This is a genomic window from Actinomadura citrea (genome assembly GCF_013409045.1).
In the GTDB taxonomy this organism is placed as follows: Bacteria; Actinomycetota; Actinomycetes; order Streptosporangiales; family Streptosporangiaceae; genus Spirillospora; species Spirillospora citrea.
Genome location: NZ_JACCBT010000001.1, coordinates 1026062 through 1044084, shown reverse-complemented (window position 1 = coordinate 1044084; position 18023 = coordinate 1026062). Strand labels below are relative to the sequence as shown.

The window sequence follows — 18023 nt, the reverse complement described above, 5'->3', positions numbered from 1 at the left end:
CGCGTGATGAGGCGCGCGCGTAGGTCTCGGTCGAGCGGCCGGGCGCTGGGAGGAGCGCCGGCCCGGTCCTCACACGCCTGCTGCCACCGCGGCGCCCAGGCCCAGCAGGACGACGCCGGTGGTCACGCTGAGTCCCCGCAGGACGGTCGGCCGCGATACCAGGGCGCGCCCGCGGCCGACGGCCCAGGTGAGCAACATGTACCAGGAGGCGCTGACGAGCGCCCACAGGGCTCCCAGGGCGACGGTCGACAGGAACACCGGGCCTTCCGCGGTCACGAACTGGGGCAGCACCGAGATGGCGAACACGCCCGCCTTGGGGTTGCCGAGGTTGGTGATCAGGCCGGTGAGGTATCCGCCCGCGAAGCCGGTGCGCCCGCCCTCGTGGGGCGGGCGGGTGGAGGCCGTGGTGAGCGCGGTCCGCAGCGTCTTCACCCCGAGGATCATCAGCACGACGCCGCCCGCGATCCGGAGCACCGCGTACGCGGTGGGGCTGGCCAGCAGGACGGCGGACAGCCCGGCCGCGGCGGCCGTTGACCACAGCAGGAAGCCGCTGGCATTGCCCGCGAGCGTGCCCCGGAGCGTCCGTTGGCCGCCTTCCAGGACCTGCCGGATCATCAGGGCTTGACTCGCGCCTGGCAGCATCGCCAGCAGCAAGGTGGTGGCGATGAAAACGGGCACATGCGTGGGCATGGGAAAGAGCCCCTTCCGGGGATCGGTGCCGATGGGAGTACCACCAGGCTTCCTGCCTCGTGCTCCTAAGAGAAGTTAAAAGAGAAGGGTGCAGCGTTAGGATTAGTGAATGCTGGTGGATCCGGGGCAGCTGCGGCTTCTCGCGTTGATCGAGCGGCACGGCTCCCTGACGGCGGCGGCTCACGCGCTCCAGCTCACGCCCGCGGCGGTCACCCAGCAGGTGGCCAAGGCCGAGCGCGACTGGCAGGTGCCCCTGGTCATCCGGGGTCCTCGCGGAGCGACGCTCACCGCGGCCGGTGCGCTGCTCGCCTCCCACGGTCGAACCGTGGAGGAGGCATCGGACAGGGCCGAGGCGGAACTGGCCGCACTGCTCGGCCACCTCTCGCTGCGTCTGCGCATCGGTACGTTCCAGGCGGCCGCCCTGCACCTGCTGCCGCCGGCCCTGACGGCTCTGCGACACCGCCATCCGGACGCCGACGTCTCCGTCATGGACGTGGTGTCCGGACGCGGAGCGGACGAGATCAGCGCGGGCCGCCTGGACGTCGCCATCGTCGCGTCCTGGGACGCGCCGCTCGCGCCGCCGCCACACCTACGGGCCCACTCGCTCCTGTTGGACCCGATGGTCGTGGTTCTCCCCGATGACCATCCACTGGCCGCCGGGCAGCCCGCGGACACCGAACTTCACCTGGAACGACTGCGCGGCGAATCGTGGGTCTCCATCCTGGCCGGCCATGCCGCCCGCGAACAGTTCCACGACGCTGCCCGCGAGGCCGGCTTCACTCCCACCGTGCGGTTCGAGACCGAGTCCTACGACGTCGCCCAGGCCCTCGTCGGCACAGGCATCGCAGTGGCGCTGGTCTCGCGCCTGGCCCTGACCCATGCGCCCGGCACCACCCATCGCGAACTGGCCCACCCCAGGCCCTACCGCCACCTCTACGCCGTGACCAGAACCGACGCCAGCCTCACACCACTCGCAGACATGCTCATCGACCTCCTACGTGACGTCGCCCGCGACATCACCGCCACCTGGGAGGCTCCCCTGCAAGAAGAACAACGCTCATCGAACTCACCGCATGGGGCCTGACAGGCCCCCGGTTCTGAATCGGCTGAGTGTCGCACGGTTCGCCTACGGTGATCGGCCATGGACGATCACTTCCCCCCGGCCGAGGACGTCCTGGTCCTCTCCGAGCCCCTGCGCCGAGATCTGCACCCCCGGCGGGGCGGAGCGCTCCCCGCGGAACCGGGCGTCAGCGACCGGGCGCTGGGCGAGGTCGCGCCCGGCGACACCGTCGACCCCGGCGCCGCGGACGTGGCGGCGAAGCTGACCGAGGAGCACCGCGGCCACATCGAGGCGGTGCTGTCGGCGGCTGCGAGCGACCCGGCCCTGGTCGCGCACGCGCGGGCGTACCTCAGCGGGGCCGACGACCCCGCCGGGGCGGCGGCGATCGCGTCGATCGTCGACCGCGCAGAGAACGGGAACGAGACGCCGCGAACCTTCACCGACGGCTGGATCGCCTCCCGCGGGCCGGCCTTCGCCGCCTGCGCGCTCGCCGAACTGAGCGGCATCGCCTCCTCGACGCGAGACCTGCGCCCGCTGGACTCCCTTCGGCAGGTCGACTCGGTGAGCCTGCGCCGGGTCCGGGGCCTGCTGGCCTTCTGCCCCGAGGACGAGTACCGGCGGGCGGTGGAACGGCTGGCCGCGCACCGCGGCACCCGCTCCCGGCGGCTCGTCGTCTCCTACCTGGTGCCCACCCGGCACGACTGGGTGGACGAGTGCTGCGCCGACCCGCCGTCCGCCGAGTGGGGGTCGAACGCCTTCTACCGCGAACGGCTGTGGGCGTCGGTGGGTACGCCGCGGCACCTCGAACTGCTCGGCTGGCGGCTGGAGGAGTCCGACTTCGACGCGTTCACGTTCGGGGTGCGCGCCACGATGGCCGACGGCGTGGGCCCGGAGGTCGCCCCGGTCCTGGTCGACGCCTGGGACCGGATCAGGATCTACAAGCCGTGGCGGGAGCGGTTCGTCGAGCTGATCTCACTGCTGCCGAGCGATGAGGCGTTCGAGCTCCTGCTGGAGCGGTACGAGCGGGAGTTCGCGCGTGAGTACCTGCTCGCAGCGATGGAGCGCTTCCCCGTACGGGCGGTACGGGTGCTGTCCACGGTGGCCGCGAGCGACTCGACGTCGGCGCTCCTCGCCGCCGGACTGCTCCGCATGCACCTCAGGGCGCATCCCGAACTGCCCGGGCCGGACCCGGCGCCGCGGGTCCCGGACGCGCCCGGCGAGGACCTTCCGGCGGTGCTGACCGCGCCGGGCCGGGCGCCCCGGCCGCCCGCGTACGCCGATCCCGATCTCCTGCCGCAGGTGCTGCTCAAGGGCGGCGGCCGGGCACTGCCCGCCGCCGCGACCAGGAGGCTCGTCGCGCTGGCCAGGAAGCCGGACGAGCGGCTGGACGCGGTCCGCGACGCCTGCGACCGGCGCTCGCTGGCCGACCTGGGCTGGGCGCTGTTCCTGCACGGCGACGCCTGGGCGCTGCCCGCGCTGGGATGGCTCGGCGACGGCCGGACGGCCCGCGACCTGGCCGCCCTGATCCCCGGCTGGGTGGCGCGGGGCACCAGGGCCCGCGCGGTCAAGGCGGTCGACGCCATCGCCCGGATCGGCACCGCGGAGGCGCTGGAGGTGCTGGACGAGCTGGCGGAGACGGGCCCGGACCACGCGGTCCGGGACGCCGCGGCGAGGGCACGCCCGTAACCACGCAAGACGTCCTAAAAATGATCAAGATTGGCGTGCCATGGGATGGATCGGGATCGCGACGGGCCACGAGGTCACCGTCGAGGGGACACGGCGGCCGGTGCTCGCCTGCCGGACGGCCGCGGGCGGCGTGCCGGCCAAGGTGCCCGCCGGCGTCAGGAAGGATCCGACCGCGGTACGGCTCGCCGCCCTCTGCGACCGGCTCGGCGAGCACGCGCGGACGGTGCACGACCGGGTCGAGTCCTGGATGGTGCGGTCCTCGCCCGTCCCGGCCGCGGTGTTCGCGGCCGTCTGGGATGACCCGGTGTGGCGCGAGACGCTCACCGACCTGGTCATCGCCCCGATCGTCGGCGGCGCGCCCGACCTCGGGCGCTGCGCGCTGCTGCGCGAGGGTGCGTGGACGGGCGCGGACGCCTTCGCCATCCCGCACCCGCTGCTGCTCGGCGACGAGCTGCCCGTCTGGCGGGGACGGAACCTCACGCAGGTCGTCGAGCAGGTGCGCCGCGAGGTGTGGACGCGTCCCGCGAGCATGGACCGTACGTTCGGCGTGGTCGACACCTTCGGATACCTGGACGCCTGGTACGAGAGCGGGGCCGCGTTCGAGCGCCGCGTGCACAAGCTGGGCGGGCGTATCAAGGGGGGCAGGGCGCGGTTCACCGTGCACGCGCCCGAGCCGCTCGGCGTCGAGATCGACCTGGACTGGAGCGGGCCGATGAGCCCGGCCTACATGGCGTCCCTGAGCTTCACCGCGGGCGGCAGGGAGATCGGCGACATCACCTGGTCCGAGGGCGTCCGCATTCTCATGGCTCTGTACGCGGACCGCACCGTGGACGAGACGGTACCGGTGGTGGAGGCGGCCGAGGCGTACTCCCACTACTGCGACGCCCACCAGGGCGAGCCCGGCACCGTGGTGCCCTCCGGCATCACCGCCCCGACGCGCGAGGTGCTGCTGCGCGCCGGGGCGGTGCTGCCGGGGGCGCCCGCCGGCTCCGACGAGGACACGTGCGTCGCCGTCCGCTACGAGCACTCCGTCCTGGACGAGCCGGTCGTCGAACTCGTTCGGCTCGCGGCCGTCGACGGTGACAAGGCCGAGAAGTCCCTGTACGGCCTGGCCCCGGTGGCGGCGACCGGCGTCGGCACGGTGCTCGCGGGCCCGCTCGGCTTTCTCGCGTCCGCCCTGTACCGGTATCCGGCGCACCGGGCCCGGATCCTGGCCGCGCACACCGACCTGCGGGCCGCCCGCGGCCTGGCCTCCCGCAAGCCCGGCCTCGCGCGCACCGCGCTCACCCGTACCGGCGACGACCTGGAGACGCACGCGCCCGAGCTGCTGCCACCGTTCTACGAGGAGTGCGCGCGGATCCTGGCCGCCGCGGGCAGCGCCCGCTTCGCCGCCGCCTTCTTCGAGAAGGCCCGCGCCGCCGAGGACGCGCACGCGCTGCCGGTCGACGAGGCCGCGCTCGTCGCGGCGCACCTCGCCGCGGGACCGGACGCCGCCGGAACGGCCACGCTCAGGAAGCACGGCAAGCGCCTCGCCGCCCGCCATCCCGCCCTCGGCGCGTACCGCTGGCACCGCAGCCTGCTCACCGAGTGGTGCGAGGAGGTCCCGGACGGCGCGGACGGCGCGCTGGCCCTGGCCGACGGCTGGGCAGCGCTGGCCAAGGCCGGCGGGCCCGCGCTCGGCGGGCCCGAGGACGAACGCGCCGTGCGGGCCTTGCTGGGGAGCGGCTGCATGGAGTCGGCACCGCGAGCCCTCTGGAAGTTCGTCCTTCCGTTGCTCGGCCCGATGGCACGGGCGGACGCGGGAATCGGCCGCGCGCTCCTCGGCATCCTGCCGCTGCCCGCCAAGGACACCCCCAAGGCGAAGAGCGCGGCGGTGTCGCTCCTCCTCGGCAACCTCGCGGGCGCGGGCCTGACCGCCCCGTTCACCACGTCCCCCGGGCTGGCGGGGCCGGCGGCGAAGGACTGGCTCGGCCGCTTCCTGAGGCTGTACGCGGGCCTCGTTCTCCCCGTCTCCGGTCTCGGTGACCTCCTGCACGACGCAGGTGCGCGGCTGCGCGCGGAGGGCCTCACCTGCGACGACCATGAGGCGGTACTGGGAGTGGACGAGGACGAGGTCAACCGCTGGGAGGAGACCGCCGCCGACCTCCCGCTCCTCGATCTCCTCCTGGACCTCGGCGTCCCGCTCGCGCGGCCCCGGCTGCTGCACACGTTCAAGCTTCACGACCGGCTCGCCTCCGGAGCGGGCACCGACCTGGCCGCCGTCGCCGCCGACCTGGACTGGGCTCCGCTGCTGCGCGACGCGATCGTGGGCAACGTGACCAACCAGCTCAACGTCACCGAGCCCGCCGTCCCGAAGCAGACCGCCCCCGAGACCGTCCGGGCCCTGACCACGACACCGGGAACGGCGCGGATCGTCGCCGCCATCCTGGCCGAGCATGCCGAGCGGGTCCCAGACCAAGGGCTTCCGGAGGCCCACGCCGCCCTGTGCGACGCCGAACGGTTCACCATCGCCGGAGTCCCCGGCCCCTTCCTGGACAGCGTCCGGACGATCGCGACCGGGACGGATCCGGCCCGCGCCCTCGCCACCACGCTGAGCGGCGGCGCCCTCGACGAACTGGAGTTGCCCGCCTTCGTCCCCGGCCACGTCAACACCATCAGCGACTACCTGGAAGAGAGCGGCACCGACCTGCTCCTGATCGAGTCAGGCCGGCTCTGGGAGCACAAGTTCCGCGCCTCCGTCGTCACGCCGGATGGTGTCGGCCCGTCCCACGGCTTCGGCACGTACGAGAGCGTCTCCAGCCGGTCCCACGAACGGACCGAGGCGCGCGACCTCGACGACCGCTGCCTGATCGCCGTGAACGGCCGGGTGACCGTGCTGGACCACGGGGGCCCGCACTGCCCGCACGGCGGCGCGCACCCCGCCGCCCGCAGCGTCGTACCGGCCGACGGCGAACGGGTCGCCTTCCCCGGCGGCGCCGAGGCCACCGTGTGGCGTGGCCGGGGCCGGATCATCGAGCTGCGGGACCCGGCCGGGCGGACCATCGGCCGGTACGTCCGCGGCTGGGGCAGGGTGCCCGAGCACGACGGCGCCGAGAACATCAGCACGGTCGAGCACCACCGCTACGCGGCCGGGACCCGCCTGGTCGCGCCTCCCGGCCGGTGGTCGGCGATGCGGCCGCGCGACCCCGAAGGATCCAGGGCGCTGCGCGCCGTCGACGAGAAGAAGGCGCAGGCCCTGATCGACGTCGCCGACGCCGCGCTCGCCGCCGACCTCATGCGGGTGCTGGATCCCGAGGGCGGCTACCCGGAGAAGAACGCCGCCCGCGACGAGCTGGCGGGACGGCTCCGCCCGCTCCTGCCGGAGATCACCGACGAGTCGCTCTGGAAGGGCGTCACGTTCCTGGTGTGGACGGCCGTCGAATGCCGCGAGCGCGGGTTCGCCCTGCTGGAACGGCTGGCGCCGGCCCCGCCGCCCCACCTGCGCCCGGCGCCCGCCTCCGCGGCGCCCGCCGTCCTGTCCGAGAAGTCCCCCGAGCCGGACGATCCGGGGCCCGAGTCCGCGTACGAGAGGATCGCCCACTTCACCCGGGCCGCCGTCGACGTGCCGTACGACAAGAAGATCGCGACATTCAACGCCCCCGCCGTCCAGGGGGTCGAGAACACGCTGGGCCGCCTCGGCGCCGCCGTCCTCAACGCCGCGTGGGACGACGACGGGCGCGCGCGACTTCTGAGACTGGCCGCCGTCCCCGAGCTCCTCCGTACCGACGGCACCTGGCACATCGCCCGGCTGCGCCCGGAGTACGAGCTCGGGGAGATCCGCTCGGGCCGCGGCCCCATCTCGGCCGCCGCCGTCGCCGACCACGAGCAGGTGGAGCATGGGTACGCGGTCACGGCGCTCCTCTACACCCCGGACGGCCCCGACCCGCTGCTGTTCACCCGCAACCGCGCCGTCGAGCTGCGGACCTGCCGCGGCTGGGGCGACCCGGACCGGCTCCGCCGGGCGCTCGACCTGATCGCCGAGAACGGCCCGCCGCCCGTGGGCCGGGAGGCGACCGTACGGGCGTTCGCCGAGGCCACCGGCCTGTCACCGGCCCAGTGCCTGATCCTGCTGTCCACCTCGGCCCGCACGCTCTCCTGGCCGGACGGCTGGGCACGGGGCCGCGTCGCCGCCTTTCGCGGGGGCGACGCCGCCCGCGCCCGCGAACTCGACCTGACCGAGATCGAACTGCGCATCGCCGCGCTCTCCCTGGAGGCGCTCACCACCACCGACGAGGCCGTCGAAGTCGTCGAGCTGCTCATGCCCGACGACCCCGCCGACCTCTGGCGTACGGGCCCCGACCTGGACCGGGCGGTCGCGTACTGGACGGAACGCCACCCGAGGCTCACCCCGCTCACCACCGAGCAGTGGGCCGGCCTCGCCTCCGGCGCCGAGGACGCACTGGAGGCGCTGACCGGCCTGCTCGGCGAGCGTCCGTCCGTACCACCGCTGGGTCACGTCGCCCGCGCCGCGAGGCTCCTGGACGAACGCCTGCCCAACGACCACCCCGCCCGTACGACCGCCGCCGCCCGCCTGCGTGACCTGCACGAACACGTCACCGGCCCGGACACGACCCTGCCCATCGCCGCCGGGATCACCTCGGTCGCCGCCCTGGAACGAGCCGCCGGAGCGACCGCGGCCCACCTCCCGGAGAGCAGGCTCGCCATCGGCGAAGCCCTCACCCTGGAGCCCGCTGGAGACGGCTACCGCGTCCACCTTCGCCCGTCCCGCTGGTCCGACCTGGACGCGCTGGCCCCGGCCCTCCGCCGCGGCGGCGCCACCGATGCCGCCCTGGTCATGGAGGACCTGCGCTACCTCCGTTCGTCCGAGCCGCTGGAGGCCGCGGCCCGGCTGGAGTGACGTTCCCGGAGTGGTGCTGGTCCGGGCGGGCAACCGCCTCCGGGGCTCCTCGTCCGCGCAGCGGGTGGAACTGCTCAGCCAGTGCCGAGGGGCTCCTTGGTGAGGCGGATGGTTCCGTCCTCGCCGGGGAGGGCGGCGGGGTGGTATCCCTCGCTCCGGTAGAGCGCGATGTTGTTCCGGCTGCCTGCTCCAGTGGACAGCACGATGCGGCGGCAGGCCGGGTCGGCGGCGGCCTCCGCCGTATGGAGCAGCCGGCGGCCAAGGCCGCGCCCCCGCAGGTCCGGGACGACGCCGAGCCGTCCCACGTGCCACTCGGCGTCGACGCGGCGGGTCCGCACCATGCCGAGGAGCCGGCCGTCCCGCCACAGCCCGATCGCGTGCCAGGCCGCGAGCCAGTCACGCACCTGTTCCACGGACTCGTGCAGCGCGGGGACGGTCAGGGGATCGTTGGCGAGGGCCTCGTCCACCCAGCAGCACCGCTGCAGGACGGTCACCTCGGGGGCGTCGTCAGGCGTCAATCGCCGCAGGTAGGAGCCCGGTTCGGGGCCGGCCACCGATGCGGGCCGCGCCCGCTCGCGCATCGGCCGGAGCGCGTGCGCGACCCGGACCAGCTCGTCCAGGACATCGATCGCGGCCTCGCCGGCGGCGGCGCCCGGCCGCACTTCCCCGTCGCGCACGGCGTCGGCGATGCGGAGCGCGACCGTGGACCCCAGCGGCACCAGGCGCAGCGTGGTCACCACCTGCTTGGCGTGCTGCACGGCCCTGGTGCCCGCCGAGGTGTTGCCGTAGCTGACGAACCCGACCGGCTTCCACGCCCACTCGCGGGAGAGGTAGTCCAGCGCGTTCTTCAGGGACGCAGGCATCCCGTAGTTGTACTCCGGCGTCACGACGACGATGCCGTCCGCCGCGTCCACGATCGCGCTCCACCTTCGCGTGTGCTCGTTCCGGTACACGCCCGACGACGGATGGTCCTCCTCGTCGAGGAACGGGAGGCCGAGGTCGGCCAGGGCCAGCGGCACCAGTTCGGCGCCGAGTTCGGCGGCACGGGCCGTGATCGTCTCGGTCAGCCATGCGCCCACCGCGGGGCCGAGGGCGCCGGGGCGGGTGCTGCACACCAGCACGAGGACGCGCACCTTTTTCGTTGACATGTAAATGAAACTAGGGGATAGGTTGTTTACATGTCAAAGAAACCGTCGGACGAGCCCGTGCGCTGGCTGGGCGCGGACGAGGAACGGGCGTGGCGGGCCTTCCGCCGCATGGTGGTCGCCGTCCAGACCGGCACCGCGCGCGACCTCTCCCGGGTCGGCCTCTCCGAGCCCGACTACGAGGTGCTCAGCACGCTGTCGGAACGCCCGGACCACGCCGGCACCCTGCACGAGCAGGCCGCGAAGATGGGCTGGTCACGCAGCCGGCTCTCCCGGCACGCCACCCGCATGGAGGCGCGCGGCCTCATCCGGCGCGCCCCCGACCCGGCCGACGGAAGGGGCTGCCTCCTCGTCCTCACCGAACACGGCCTGGACACTCTGGTGGACGCCGCCCCCGCGCACCTGGAATCGGTGCGCCGCCACTTCATCGACCGCCTCGCACCGGAAGACCTCACCACCCTGGAGCACATCGCCTGGAAGGTGGAGGCCCCAGACGAGGCACACCGGCCACCCCGTCCCTGAACCGCCGGCGGCTCCGGCCACTCCGAAACAGCGTGTCAGGTCACCGCCAAGGCCTCCGTGGGTGCCAGGCGGGCTGCGCGGATCGCCGGGTACAGGCCCGCGATCGCACCGATCAGCACGGTCGCGCCGATGCCGCCGGCGAGGACCCACAGCGGCATGACCGTGGGCCACGTCCGCGCCGTGGCGTAGGTCCCGGTCACCAGATAGCCGAGCAGCGCTCCGCCCGCGCCGCCGAGCAGCGACAGGAGTAGCGACTCTGCGAGGAACTGCGTACGGACCTGGCCCTTCGTGGCGCCCAGCGATCTGCGCAGGCCGATCTCCGTGCGTCTTTCCAGCACCGAGATCACCATCGTGTTGGCGACGCCGATCCCGCCCACGAGCAGCGCGACCGCGCCCAATCCGATCAGCAGTGCGGTGAAGGTCGCGTTGGTGGCGCGGCGCGCGGCAAGCGCGTCGGACGGCTTCGACACCTGTACCTCGTTCGGCGCCGACGGATTGGCCGTAGGTGCGAGCACCGCACGCACCGCCTCCACCTGCGATTCCACCGACCGCGTGTAGACCGTCGTCGGGTGCCCGTTGAAGCCCAGGTACGTCGTGGCCGCGGGCCAGCCCATGAGTACCGCCGAGTCGAGTTCCGGTGCGAGCGGCGCCTTCCGCAGCACCCCGACCACGACCCACCACCGGCCGCCGATGTAGACGGCGGGCACGTTCCCGAGCCGCTCGGCCGCCGTCGCACCGAGCACCACCGCCGGATACCGGTCGGTCGCCGCGTTGAGCCAGGAACCGTGGTCGAGTGCGGCGCCGACCGTCGTGAGCAGGTCGAGCCTGGCCGCGAGCACGGACAGGCCGCTGGACTGCGCCGCCGGGACCCGGTCGGTGCGGTAGACGTAGGTCTCACTGAGCACGCCGGTCGTGGTGGCCGACCGCACCGGGCCGATCCGTTTGATCATCGCAACCGACTCGTCGGGCAGCGTGGCCTGCTCGCCGAGCATCGTGTTGCCGGGCGACACGGTCAGCATGTCGGTGCCGAGCTCCGCGAGTCGCCGGTCCAGATCGGCGCCGCTGGAGGCGGAGATGCCGACCACCGCGGTCATCGCCGCGATGCCGATCGCGATGCCCAGCGCCGACAGCACCGCACGCAGCGGGCGCGAGCGCAGGCCGTATCCGCCGAGCCGGGCCAGGTCCGACGGGTGCAGCCGCGCGGGCCGCGGCGACATCTCAGATCACCCGCCCGTCGCGCATCGGCACCTGCCGCGGCAGGCCGCCGGCGACCTCGCGGTCGTGCGTGATGACCAAGATCGTCGTACCCGCCTCGTTCAGCTCGCGCAGCAATGCCACCACCCCGGCTCCGGAGACCGAGTCGAGGTTTCCCGTCGGCTCGTCCGCGAGCAGCAGCGGCGGGTCGCCCGCGACCGCGCGGGCGATGGCCACGCGCTGGCGCTCGCCGCCGGAGAGCTGGTGGGGCCGGTGGGTGAGCCGGTCGCCCAGGCCGACCCGCACCAGCGCGGCCTCGGCGCTCCGCTCGCGTTCCGGTCTGCCGACGCCGGTGTAGAGCAGGCCGTCGGCGACGTTGCCCAACGCGTCCCGCCCCGGCGCGAGGTGGAACTGCTGGAAGACGAAGCCGATACGCCGGGCGCGCAGCGCGGACAGCTGCCGATCGGGCAGCGACGCCACGTCGTGGCCGTCGATCCGCACGGTGCCCCGCGACGCCCGGTCCAGCGTGCCGATCAGGTTCAGCATCGTGGACTTGCCGGACCCCGACGGCCCGACGATCGCCAGCAACTCGCCGTAGTCGACGACCAGGTCGACCGAGCGCAGTGCGAAGACCCCGCCCGGGTAGGTCTTGGTGACGCCGGCGAGCTCGATCACCGGGCGGCCGGCGGAGGCGTCCGGGGTGGTCGCGGCGCTTTCGGGGGGATTCACGACGGCATCGCCACCTTCATGCCGGCCCGCAGCCCGTTCCCCGTGATCTCCACCCTGCCGTCGGCGAAGAGCCCGGTCTCCACCGCCACGATCCGCGTCGCGCCTGCGTCGACGATCTGCACCCCGTAGCCGCCCTCGGCGAGCGCTAGCAGCGCGGCCACCGGAACGGCCAGGACGTTCGGCCGCTCACCCGCGGTGAAGGCGACGGTGACGGCGGCCGTGCCCATGCTCCTGACCACCGACGTGAAACGGATCGTCACCTGGATCTTCGTGGTGTCCGCCTCACCGTTCTCGCCTGGGCTCACGACCGCGACGGCCTTGATGATCTTGCCTGGGGCGACCTTCCCGTCGGGGAGCGTGACCCGCACCCCGGTACCCCGCTTGGCGAGCCGACCCGAATTCGTGTCGAGCCCGACCGTGGCCAGCGGAGAGGTGCCGGTGACCCTCTCCACGGCGGTGCCGGGCCCGACCATGGCCCCCACCTGCGTACTCAGTGCGTCCACACGCACCGCGCCGGCGGCGTACACGATCTGGCCGGGATCGACCGAGCCCGTCTCGGTGAGGTCAAGGTCCTCCTGCCAGTCCCTGACCGCGGCAGCGGTCGAGGAGCCGAAGGTGGTGTCGACGGTGAAGCCCCGGTAGCCGAGCGCCCGGAGGTTCCGCTCGAACTGCTCGACGTCCGCGCCCTTGACGCCCGTTGAGAGCCTGCGATAGGCGGGGAGCGGGCCATAAAGCAGGGTGACCGGCCTGTCGTCGAGGTGGAAGATCGCCTTTCCGCGGGTGACCGTCGCACCTTCGGCGGGCAACCCGGTCACGGTGCCCCTGCCGCGTGAGGAGACCGTTGTGGCGTCGCCGTGGCCGAGCGTGCCGTCGTGGTTCTCCCGGTCGATCAGCGTCTGCCGGGTGATGTCGGCGGTGGACACCGGCGTCCTGTCGACGGGCGTGGGGCCGTCCTCGGCGCCCGCCAGGTTGAAGGCCGTGATCGCGGCGGCCACGGCGCCGACCGCGAGCACGCCGGCGGCCACGCCCGCAGTGCGTCGTGCATCCATCAGGCGGCGCCCTCGCCCTTCCGCGGCGGCAGGTACTTCCGGCATTCCTTCATCGCCTTCTGGAATGCCGGGTCGCCGGGCTCCACACCGAGCGTTCTCTGGTCGACCCGTATGCCGCCCTTCGGGTCGGGGTCGGGGTACTTCGGAAATCCGCGGTCCCGAATGCACTGCGACATCCGCCGAATCTTGTTGAGGTCGTCCGCGCTGATCTTGCCATTCTGGTTCGCGCCGGGAGCGTACGCCTTGCACGCCTCCTGCGCCTTGGCGAGTTTGTTCTCGTCGGTGCCGCTGGGGACGCGTACCCCCAAGCTTCCGTCGGGCCCCGGGTCGGGGAACCACGGGAGACCCTGCTCGCGCATGCACTGCGAGTACTTCAGTTCGGAGTCAGGGCCACCGGCCGTCGCGCCCTCGCCGGCCTTGGGCGCGCCGGAGCCGGCGGTCGCCACCTTCGGGTCGTCATGACCGGCGCAGCCCGCCGTTCCCACGGTGAGCACCAGAGCGATCGCAGAAATGGTCCGCAGCATCGTTTTCATCGACATGCGTCATTTCTACGCTTCGACCGGTCACACGACGGGCACAGAAATCGTCTGACCGCTCTTGCTCGGCATTTCTTCAGCCGGAAAGAGCACCCTGATCGCGAGACCGCCGTCCGGCCGGGCACGCACGGTAAGGTCCGCCGAGTGGACCGCGGCGATCGACTGGACGATGGACAACCCGAGGCCGTGGTGACCGTCGTCGGCCGTTCGGTCGAGCCGCTGGAACGGGCTGAGCAGCCGGTCCACCATCTCCGCCGGGACGGGCGGCCCGGTGTTGGTCACCGACAGGAAGGAGCGCGCGCCCTCCGTGCCCGTCGCCACGTCCACCCGCCCGCCGGGGACGTTGTAACTCATCGCGTTGTCGACCAGATTGGCCACCAGACGCTCGACGAGGATGGGATCGCCGGTGACCCGCACGGGCCGGACCTCCGCCGCGACGACCAGGTCCCGTCGTCGCGCCTCCGGCTCGGCGGCCCGCAGCACGTCGCCGGTCAGCCCGGACAGGTCGACGTTCTCCGGACGGTCCAAACCGCGCTCGCTGGTCGCGAGCACGAGCAGCGACTCCAGGAGCCGGGCCTGCTGCTCGTTGACGACCATCAGTTCCTCGAACTGCGCCCGGAACGACTCCACCGTCGTGTCCGGGTCGATGACGGCCTCTTCCAGCAGGGCATGCTCCAGCGTCAGCGGAGTGCGCAACTCGTGCGCGGCGTTGGCGACGAATCTCTTGTGCGAGTCGAGCGCGGCGTCCAACCGGCCGAGCAGACCGTCGACGGTGTCCGCGAGATTCTTGAGCTCATCGCGCGGTCCGGCGACGGCCAGCCGCTCGTGCAGGTTTCGCGCCGAGATGGATTGGATGCTGTCGGTCATGGTCTGCAGCGGCCGCAGCACCCGCCCGGCCACCAGCCAGCCGAGCGCGGCCGCAATGATCGACATGAGGGCGAGCGCCACGCAGGACTGCACGAGCAGCTGGTGCATGATCGCCTCCTGCTGCTGGACGGCCTGCTCCTGGACCGCCTCCGTGATGCGACGCTCCGCCTCGGGCATCCGGACGTCCGCGGGCAAGGTCTTCCCCAGGAAGACGCTGACGCTCTGCTGCCCACCGAACCGCGACGTGCTGTGCGTCGACATCGCGACGTTCGTCCTGCTGTGCGCCACCAGGAGATAGGTGATGGCCAGCAGGACGGCGCCGGAGAGCAGGAAGAGCACGCCGTACACAAGGGTGAGCCGCAGCCGGACTCGCATGCCGGAGATCTGGGACAGCAGGCCCACGGGAATTCCCCTCTTCGGCTCAGATCCGGTACCCGGTCCGGGGAACGGTCTCGATCACGGGCGGCTCACCGAGCTTCGACCGGAGCCGGTTCATGGTGGCCTTCACCGTCGTCGTGAACGGATCGGTGGCCCGGTCCCAGACCCGTTCCAGGAGCTCCTCGGCGGAGACCACCCGGCCCTGCGCGGCGAGCAGGTATTCCAGGACGGCCAGCTCCTTGGGGTTGAGCACCAGCCGCGTCCCAGCCCGCGTGACGACCCGCTGGGCCGGGTCCAATGCCAGGTCACCGCGCACCAGCACCGGCGGCACGGCGGGTTGGGAACGCCGGCCGAGCGCCCGGATGCGCGCCACCAGCTCCGGATAGGCGAACGGCTTCGGCAGGTAGTCGTCCGCGCCGATGGTGAGACCCTGCACCCGGTCGGCGAGGGTCCCGGCCGCGGTCAACATGAGCACCCGCGTGCGCGTCGGTTCCCGCCTCAGCCGACGGCACACCTCGTCGCCGGGCGCACCCGGCAGATCCCGGTCGAGGACCACGACGTCATAGTCGACCTCGCCGGTCAGATCGAGCGCCGCCGTCCCGTCGTACGCCACGTCGACGGCCATGCCCTCGCGTCGCAGAACCCGCGCCACCGAATCGGCGAGCCGCACCTGATCCTCGACCACCAGGACCCTCATCACTCTCCCGACAGCCTGCGTCCGCCCCCGATCCAGAACGCCAGCGTACGGCGCGACAGGTCACACGGCCGTCACACCATTCCCCCGAGGCGGCGCACGCAATCCCTCGGCGGCAGGCCACCCCGTCACCCCGACCGGCACCAAGATCATGACCGAGGACGACTAGCGGCGGCTCAGTTCGCCGCCGAGGCGGGTGATCTGATGGATGACCTTGTTGCCGTGCCGGCTGCCGGTGATCAGCCCGGCGCGGTGCAGCACCTGGGCGTGTGCGCTGGCGGTCGACATGGAGGTGCCGGTCCGGCGGGCGAGTTCGCTGGTGGTGCAGGCGGCGGCGATGCAGCGCGGGAGCCTGGCCCTGGTGGAGCCGAGCAGGTCGGGCAGTGCGCCGTCCGGGCCGCGGGCAAGGTCGCGGCGGGGCGCGGGGAAGATCAGGACGGCGGCAGCGCGGGGTCGGCCAGCGCGACGGGTGTGGGCCGCCGACGACCTGGCCGGCGTCCCGCCCGAGCGTCATGTAGGGGTCCGGGCCGTAGGGACCCGCGTCGAACCTGCCCTGCGGGCCGGCGGCGCCCGGCTGGGTCAGTCCGTGATGATGTGGTCTGCGTCGGTTGACCTGCTGTTCCGGCTCCTACGGGCCGGATAATGGGACGGATGAACGGTAACGACTGGCTGGCCGACCGGTTCGCCGAACACCGGCCGCATCTGCGCTCAGTGGCCTACCGGATGCTCGGCTCGCTGAGCGAGGCCGATGACGCGCTGCAGGACGCCTGGCTGCGCGCCAGCCGGGCCGATACCAGTGAAGTGCAGAACCTCGCGGGGTGGCTCACCACGGTGGTGGCGCGGGTGTGCCTGAACATGCTGCGCTCCCGTGAGCACCGCAGGGAGGAGCCACTGGACGTCCAGGGGGCCGAGCCGGTGCCGGATTCCGCCTCGGTCGCGGGCCCCGAGCAGGAAGCGGTCATGGCCGACTCGGTCGGGGTCGCGCTGCTGGTGGTGCTGGACACTCTGACACCCGCCGAACGGCTCGCGTTCGTCCTGCACGACATGTTCGCGGTGCCGTTCGAGCAGATCGCCGCCATGCTGGACCGCTCGACGGACGCGACGCGGCAGCTGGCCAGCCGCGCGCGCCGCCGGGTCCGGGGCGCCCCGGCGCCCGGCGCGGATCTGGACCGGCAGCGCCGGATCGTCGAGGCGTTCCTGGCGGCCACCCGGAGCGGAGACTTCGAGGGGCTGGTCACCCTGCTCCACCCCGATGTGGTGCTCCGCGCCGACAAGGCCGTCATCCCCACTCCCGAGCCCGTCACGGTCTCCGGAGCCGAACCCGTGGCCAGGGGCGCGATGGCCGCCGTCCAGCGGGCCCGGTTCACCGGCACCGCCCTCATCGACGGGGCGGTGGGCCTGGCGATGGCCCCAGGCGGCCGCCTGCGCGTGGTGCTGGCCTTCACCATCGTGGACGGCCTCATCACCGCGATCGACGTCATCGCCGAACCCGACCGGCTCGACCGGGTCGACCTGGGCGTCCTCGACTGACGCCTGCCGGGAGCCCGGGCGGCGGACCCCCGTTCCGCCGCCCGGGCGAACGCTTCCTGTGGTCGTGACGCGCGTCACACAGACCTGGCCGTCACATCCGTCTCGTGCGCCGTGTCAGGGCAGTGACCGACCCTCCCGCCGGGCCCCGCGGCCCCGGCACCACAGTAGGAGCGACACCCATGTCCACAGCCCACGTCATCGTCACGGTCCTGGCCGCCGCCTGGGTCGGCTTCTCGGCCTACTCACTCCTCACCCGCGCCTCGTGGGTCGTGGAGCCGCTGACCGAGTACGGCGTCCCCCGCTCGTGGTGGACCCCGCTCGGTGCGGCCAAGGCCGCGGGCGCGGTCGGCCTGCTGATCGGCCTGGCCGTCCCGGTGATCGGCCTCGCCGCCGGCATCGCCCTCGTGCTCTACTTCCTCGGCGCGGTCGTCACCATCGTCCGGGCCCGCTCCTTCTCCCACATCCCGTACCCGCTGCTCTACCTGGTGCCCGTCGCGGCCGCCGTCGCCCTGGCAACGGCCGCCTGACATCGGGCACCCGTTCCCGCCGACCCGTCGGCGGGAACGAGGGAGACGCCGCCGCACGCTCTGACAATCGGAGCGCGCGGCGGCGAGTCGTCATTTCGGGTCGAGCACGAACACCGGGATCTGCCTGTCGGTCTTCTCCTGGTACTCGGCGTAGGGCGGGTAGGCCGCGACGGCCCGCTCCCACCATGCGGCCCGCTCGGCGCCGTCGACCTCGCGCGCGACGTAGGTCTTCGTGACGGTCCCGTCCTGCAGCGAGAACTCGGGGTGCGCCTTGATGTTGTGATACCAGGTGGGATGCTCGGGAGCGCCGCCCTTGGACGCCACCACCGCGTAACTGCCGCCGTGCTCCACCCGCATCACCGGGGTGTAGCGCAGTTTGCCCGTCTTCGCACCGCGCAACGTCAGGAGCACGATCGGCGAGCCGAGGATGTCGATCCCCTCGGTGGTCCCCGTTTCAAGGATCTTCTTCGTCTGGTCCCGCACCCAGTCGGCGGGACTGAACTCAACGTCGTCTGACAT

The 18023-nt window shown here is 72.8% G+C and carries 16 protein-coding genes and 1 pseudogene; 6 read left to right on the top strand and 11 right to left on the bottom strand.

What is annotated here, in order from left to right:
* Positions 1 to 69: 69 nt before the first annotated feature.
* Positions 70 to 690, bottom strand: coding sequence for a LysE family translocator (locus tag BJ999_RS05115; protein ID WP_179832209.1), 621 nt, complete (start codon positions 688 to 690; stop codon positions 70 to 72).
* Between the two features lie 109 nt (positions 691 to 799).
* On the opposite strand from BJ999_RS05115, the gene BJ999_RS05110 reads away from it, so the two are divergent.
* The 3 genes from BJ999_RS05110 to BJ999_RS05100 are packed head-to-tail and all read left to right on the top strand — an operon-like array spanning position 800 to position 8333.
* Positions 800 to 1774, top strand: coding sequence for a LysR family transcriptional regulator (locus tag BJ999_RS05110; RefSeq protein ID WP_179832208.1), 975 nt, complete (start codon positions 800 to 802; stop codon positions 1772 to 1774).
* A 57-nt stretch (positions 1775 to 1831) separates the two neighbouring features.
* A complete protein-coding gene (locus BJ999_RS05105; protein ID WP_179832207.1) occupies positions 1832 to 3436 on the top strand; it encodes a hypothetical protein in 1605 nt (534 codons plus the stop codon).
* Between the two features lie 40 nt (positions 3437 to 3476).
* Positions 3477 to 8333 (top strand): DUF4132 domain-containing protein, encoded by a 4857-nt coding sequence (locus tag BJ999_RS05100; RefSeq protein ID WP_179832206.1) that lies wholly within the window; start codon positions 3477 to 3479, stop codon positions 8331 to 8333.
* A 74-nt stretch (positions 8334 to 8407) separates the two neighbouring features.
* Here BJ999_RS05100 and BJ999_RS05095 read toward each other — a convergent pair whose 3' ends face one another.
* Positions 8408 to 9481 carry an NAD(P)H-dependent oxidoreductase gene (locus tag BJ999_RS05095; protein ID WP_218934943.1) on the bottom strand — a complete coding sequence of 358 codons (1074 nt, stop codon included), beginning with the start codon at positions 9479 to 9481 and terminating at the stop codon, positions 8408 to 8410.
* Between the two features lie 30 nt (positions 9482 to 9511).
* Here BJ999_RS05095 and BJ999_RS05090 point away from each other — a divergent pair, with 30 nt between their 5' ends.
* Complete coding sequence (locus BJ999_RS05090) at positions 9512 to 10000, top strand: MarR family winged helix-turn-helix transcriptional regulator (protein WP_179832205.1); 489 nt, start codon at positions 9512 to 9514, stop codon at positions 9998 to 10000.
* A gap of 35 nt (positions 10001 to 10035) precedes the next feature.
* Here the strand turns inward: BJ999_RS05090 and BJ999_RS05085 are convergent, their stop codons facing one another.
* From BJ999_RS05085 to BJ999_RS43415, 8 genes and pseudogenes are all read right to left on the bottom strand, one after another.
* Positions 10036 to 11217, bottom strand: coding sequence for an ABC transporter permease (locus BJ999_RS05085; RefSeq protein WP_179832204.1), 1182 nt, complete (start codon positions 11215 to 11217; stop codon positions 10036 to 10038).
* A gap of 1 nt (position 11218) precedes the next feature.
* Positions 11219 to 11923 (bottom strand): ABC transporter ATP-binding protein, encoded by a 705-nt coding sequence (locus BJ999_RS05080; protein WP_276530292.1) that lies wholly within the window; start codon positions 11921 to 11923, stop codon positions 11219 to 11221.
* On the bottom strand, positions 11920 to 12972 hold the full coding sequence (locus tag BJ999_RS05075) for a peptidoglycan-binding protein (protein ID WP_179832203.1): 1053 nt from the start codon (positions 12970 to 12972) through the stop codon (positions 11920 to 11922). The genes BJ999_RS05080 and BJ999_RS05075 overlap by 4 nt, the downstream gene beginning before the upstream one ends.
* A complete protein-coding gene (locus tag BJ999_RS05070) occupies positions 12972 to 13511 on the bottom strand; it encodes a hypothetical protein (RefSeq protein ID WP_179832202.1) in 540 nt (179 codons plus the stop codon). Before BJ999_RS05070 ends, BJ999_RS05075 begins: the two co-directional genes overlap by 1 nt.
* Before the next feature lie 24 nt (positions 13512 to 13535).
* Positions 13536 to 14777: a sensor histidine kinase gene (locus BJ999_RS05065; RefSeq protein ID WP_218934942.1), complete on the bottom strand. Its 1242-nt coding sequence runs from the start codon at positions 14775 to 14777 to the stop codon at positions 13536 to 13538.
* 19 nt (positions 14778 to 14796) lie between these two features.
* The gene (locus BJ999_RS05060; protein WP_179832201.1) at positions 14797 to 15450 is read right to left on the bottom strand and encodes a response regulator transcription factor; all 654 of its coding nucleotides are present in this window, start codon (positions 15448 to 15450) and stop codon (positions 14797 to 14799) included.
* Positions 15451 to 15612: 162 nt separating this feature from the next.
* Positions 15613 to 15735 (bottom strand): hypothetical protein, encoded by a 123-nt coding sequence (locus tag BJ999_RS43420; protein WP_338070761.1) that lies wholly within the window; start codon positions 15733 to 15735, stop codon positions 15613 to 15615.
* 6 nt (positions 15736 to 15741) lie between these two features.
* Positions 15742 to 15786: pseudogene (locus BJ999_RS43415) on the bottom strand (hypothetical protein); the annotation flags it as partial.
* Between the two features lie 312 nt (positions 15787 to 16098).
* On the opposite strand from BJ999_RS43415, the gene BJ999_RS05050 reads away from it, so the two are divergent.
* Together BJ999_RS05050 and BJ999_RS05045 are read left to right on the top strand one after the other, a co-directional pair.
* Positions 16099 to 16977 carry a sigma-70 family RNA polymerase sigma factor gene (locus tag BJ999_RS05050; protein ID WP_179832200.1) on the top strand — a complete coding sequence of 293 codons (879 nt, stop codon included), beginning with the start codon at positions 16099 to 16101 and terminating at the stop codon, positions 16975 to 16977.
* A 179-nt stretch (positions 16978 to 17156) separates the two neighbouring features.
* A complete protein-coding gene (locus BJ999_RS05045; RefSeq protein WP_179832199.1) occupies positions 17157 to 17504 on the top strand; it encodes a DoxX family protein in 348 nt (115 codons plus the stop codon).
* A gap of 90 nt (positions 17505 to 17594) precedes the next feature.
* Here BJ999_RS05045 and BJ999_RS05040 read toward each other — a convergent pair whose 3' ends face one another.
* The gene (locus BJ999_RS05040) at positions 17595 to 18023 is read right to left on the bottom strand and encodes a nitroreductase family deazaflavin-dependent oxidoreductase (RefSeq protein WP_179832198.1); all 429 of its coding nucleotides are present in this window, start codon (positions 18021 to 18023) and stop codon (positions 17595 to 17597) included.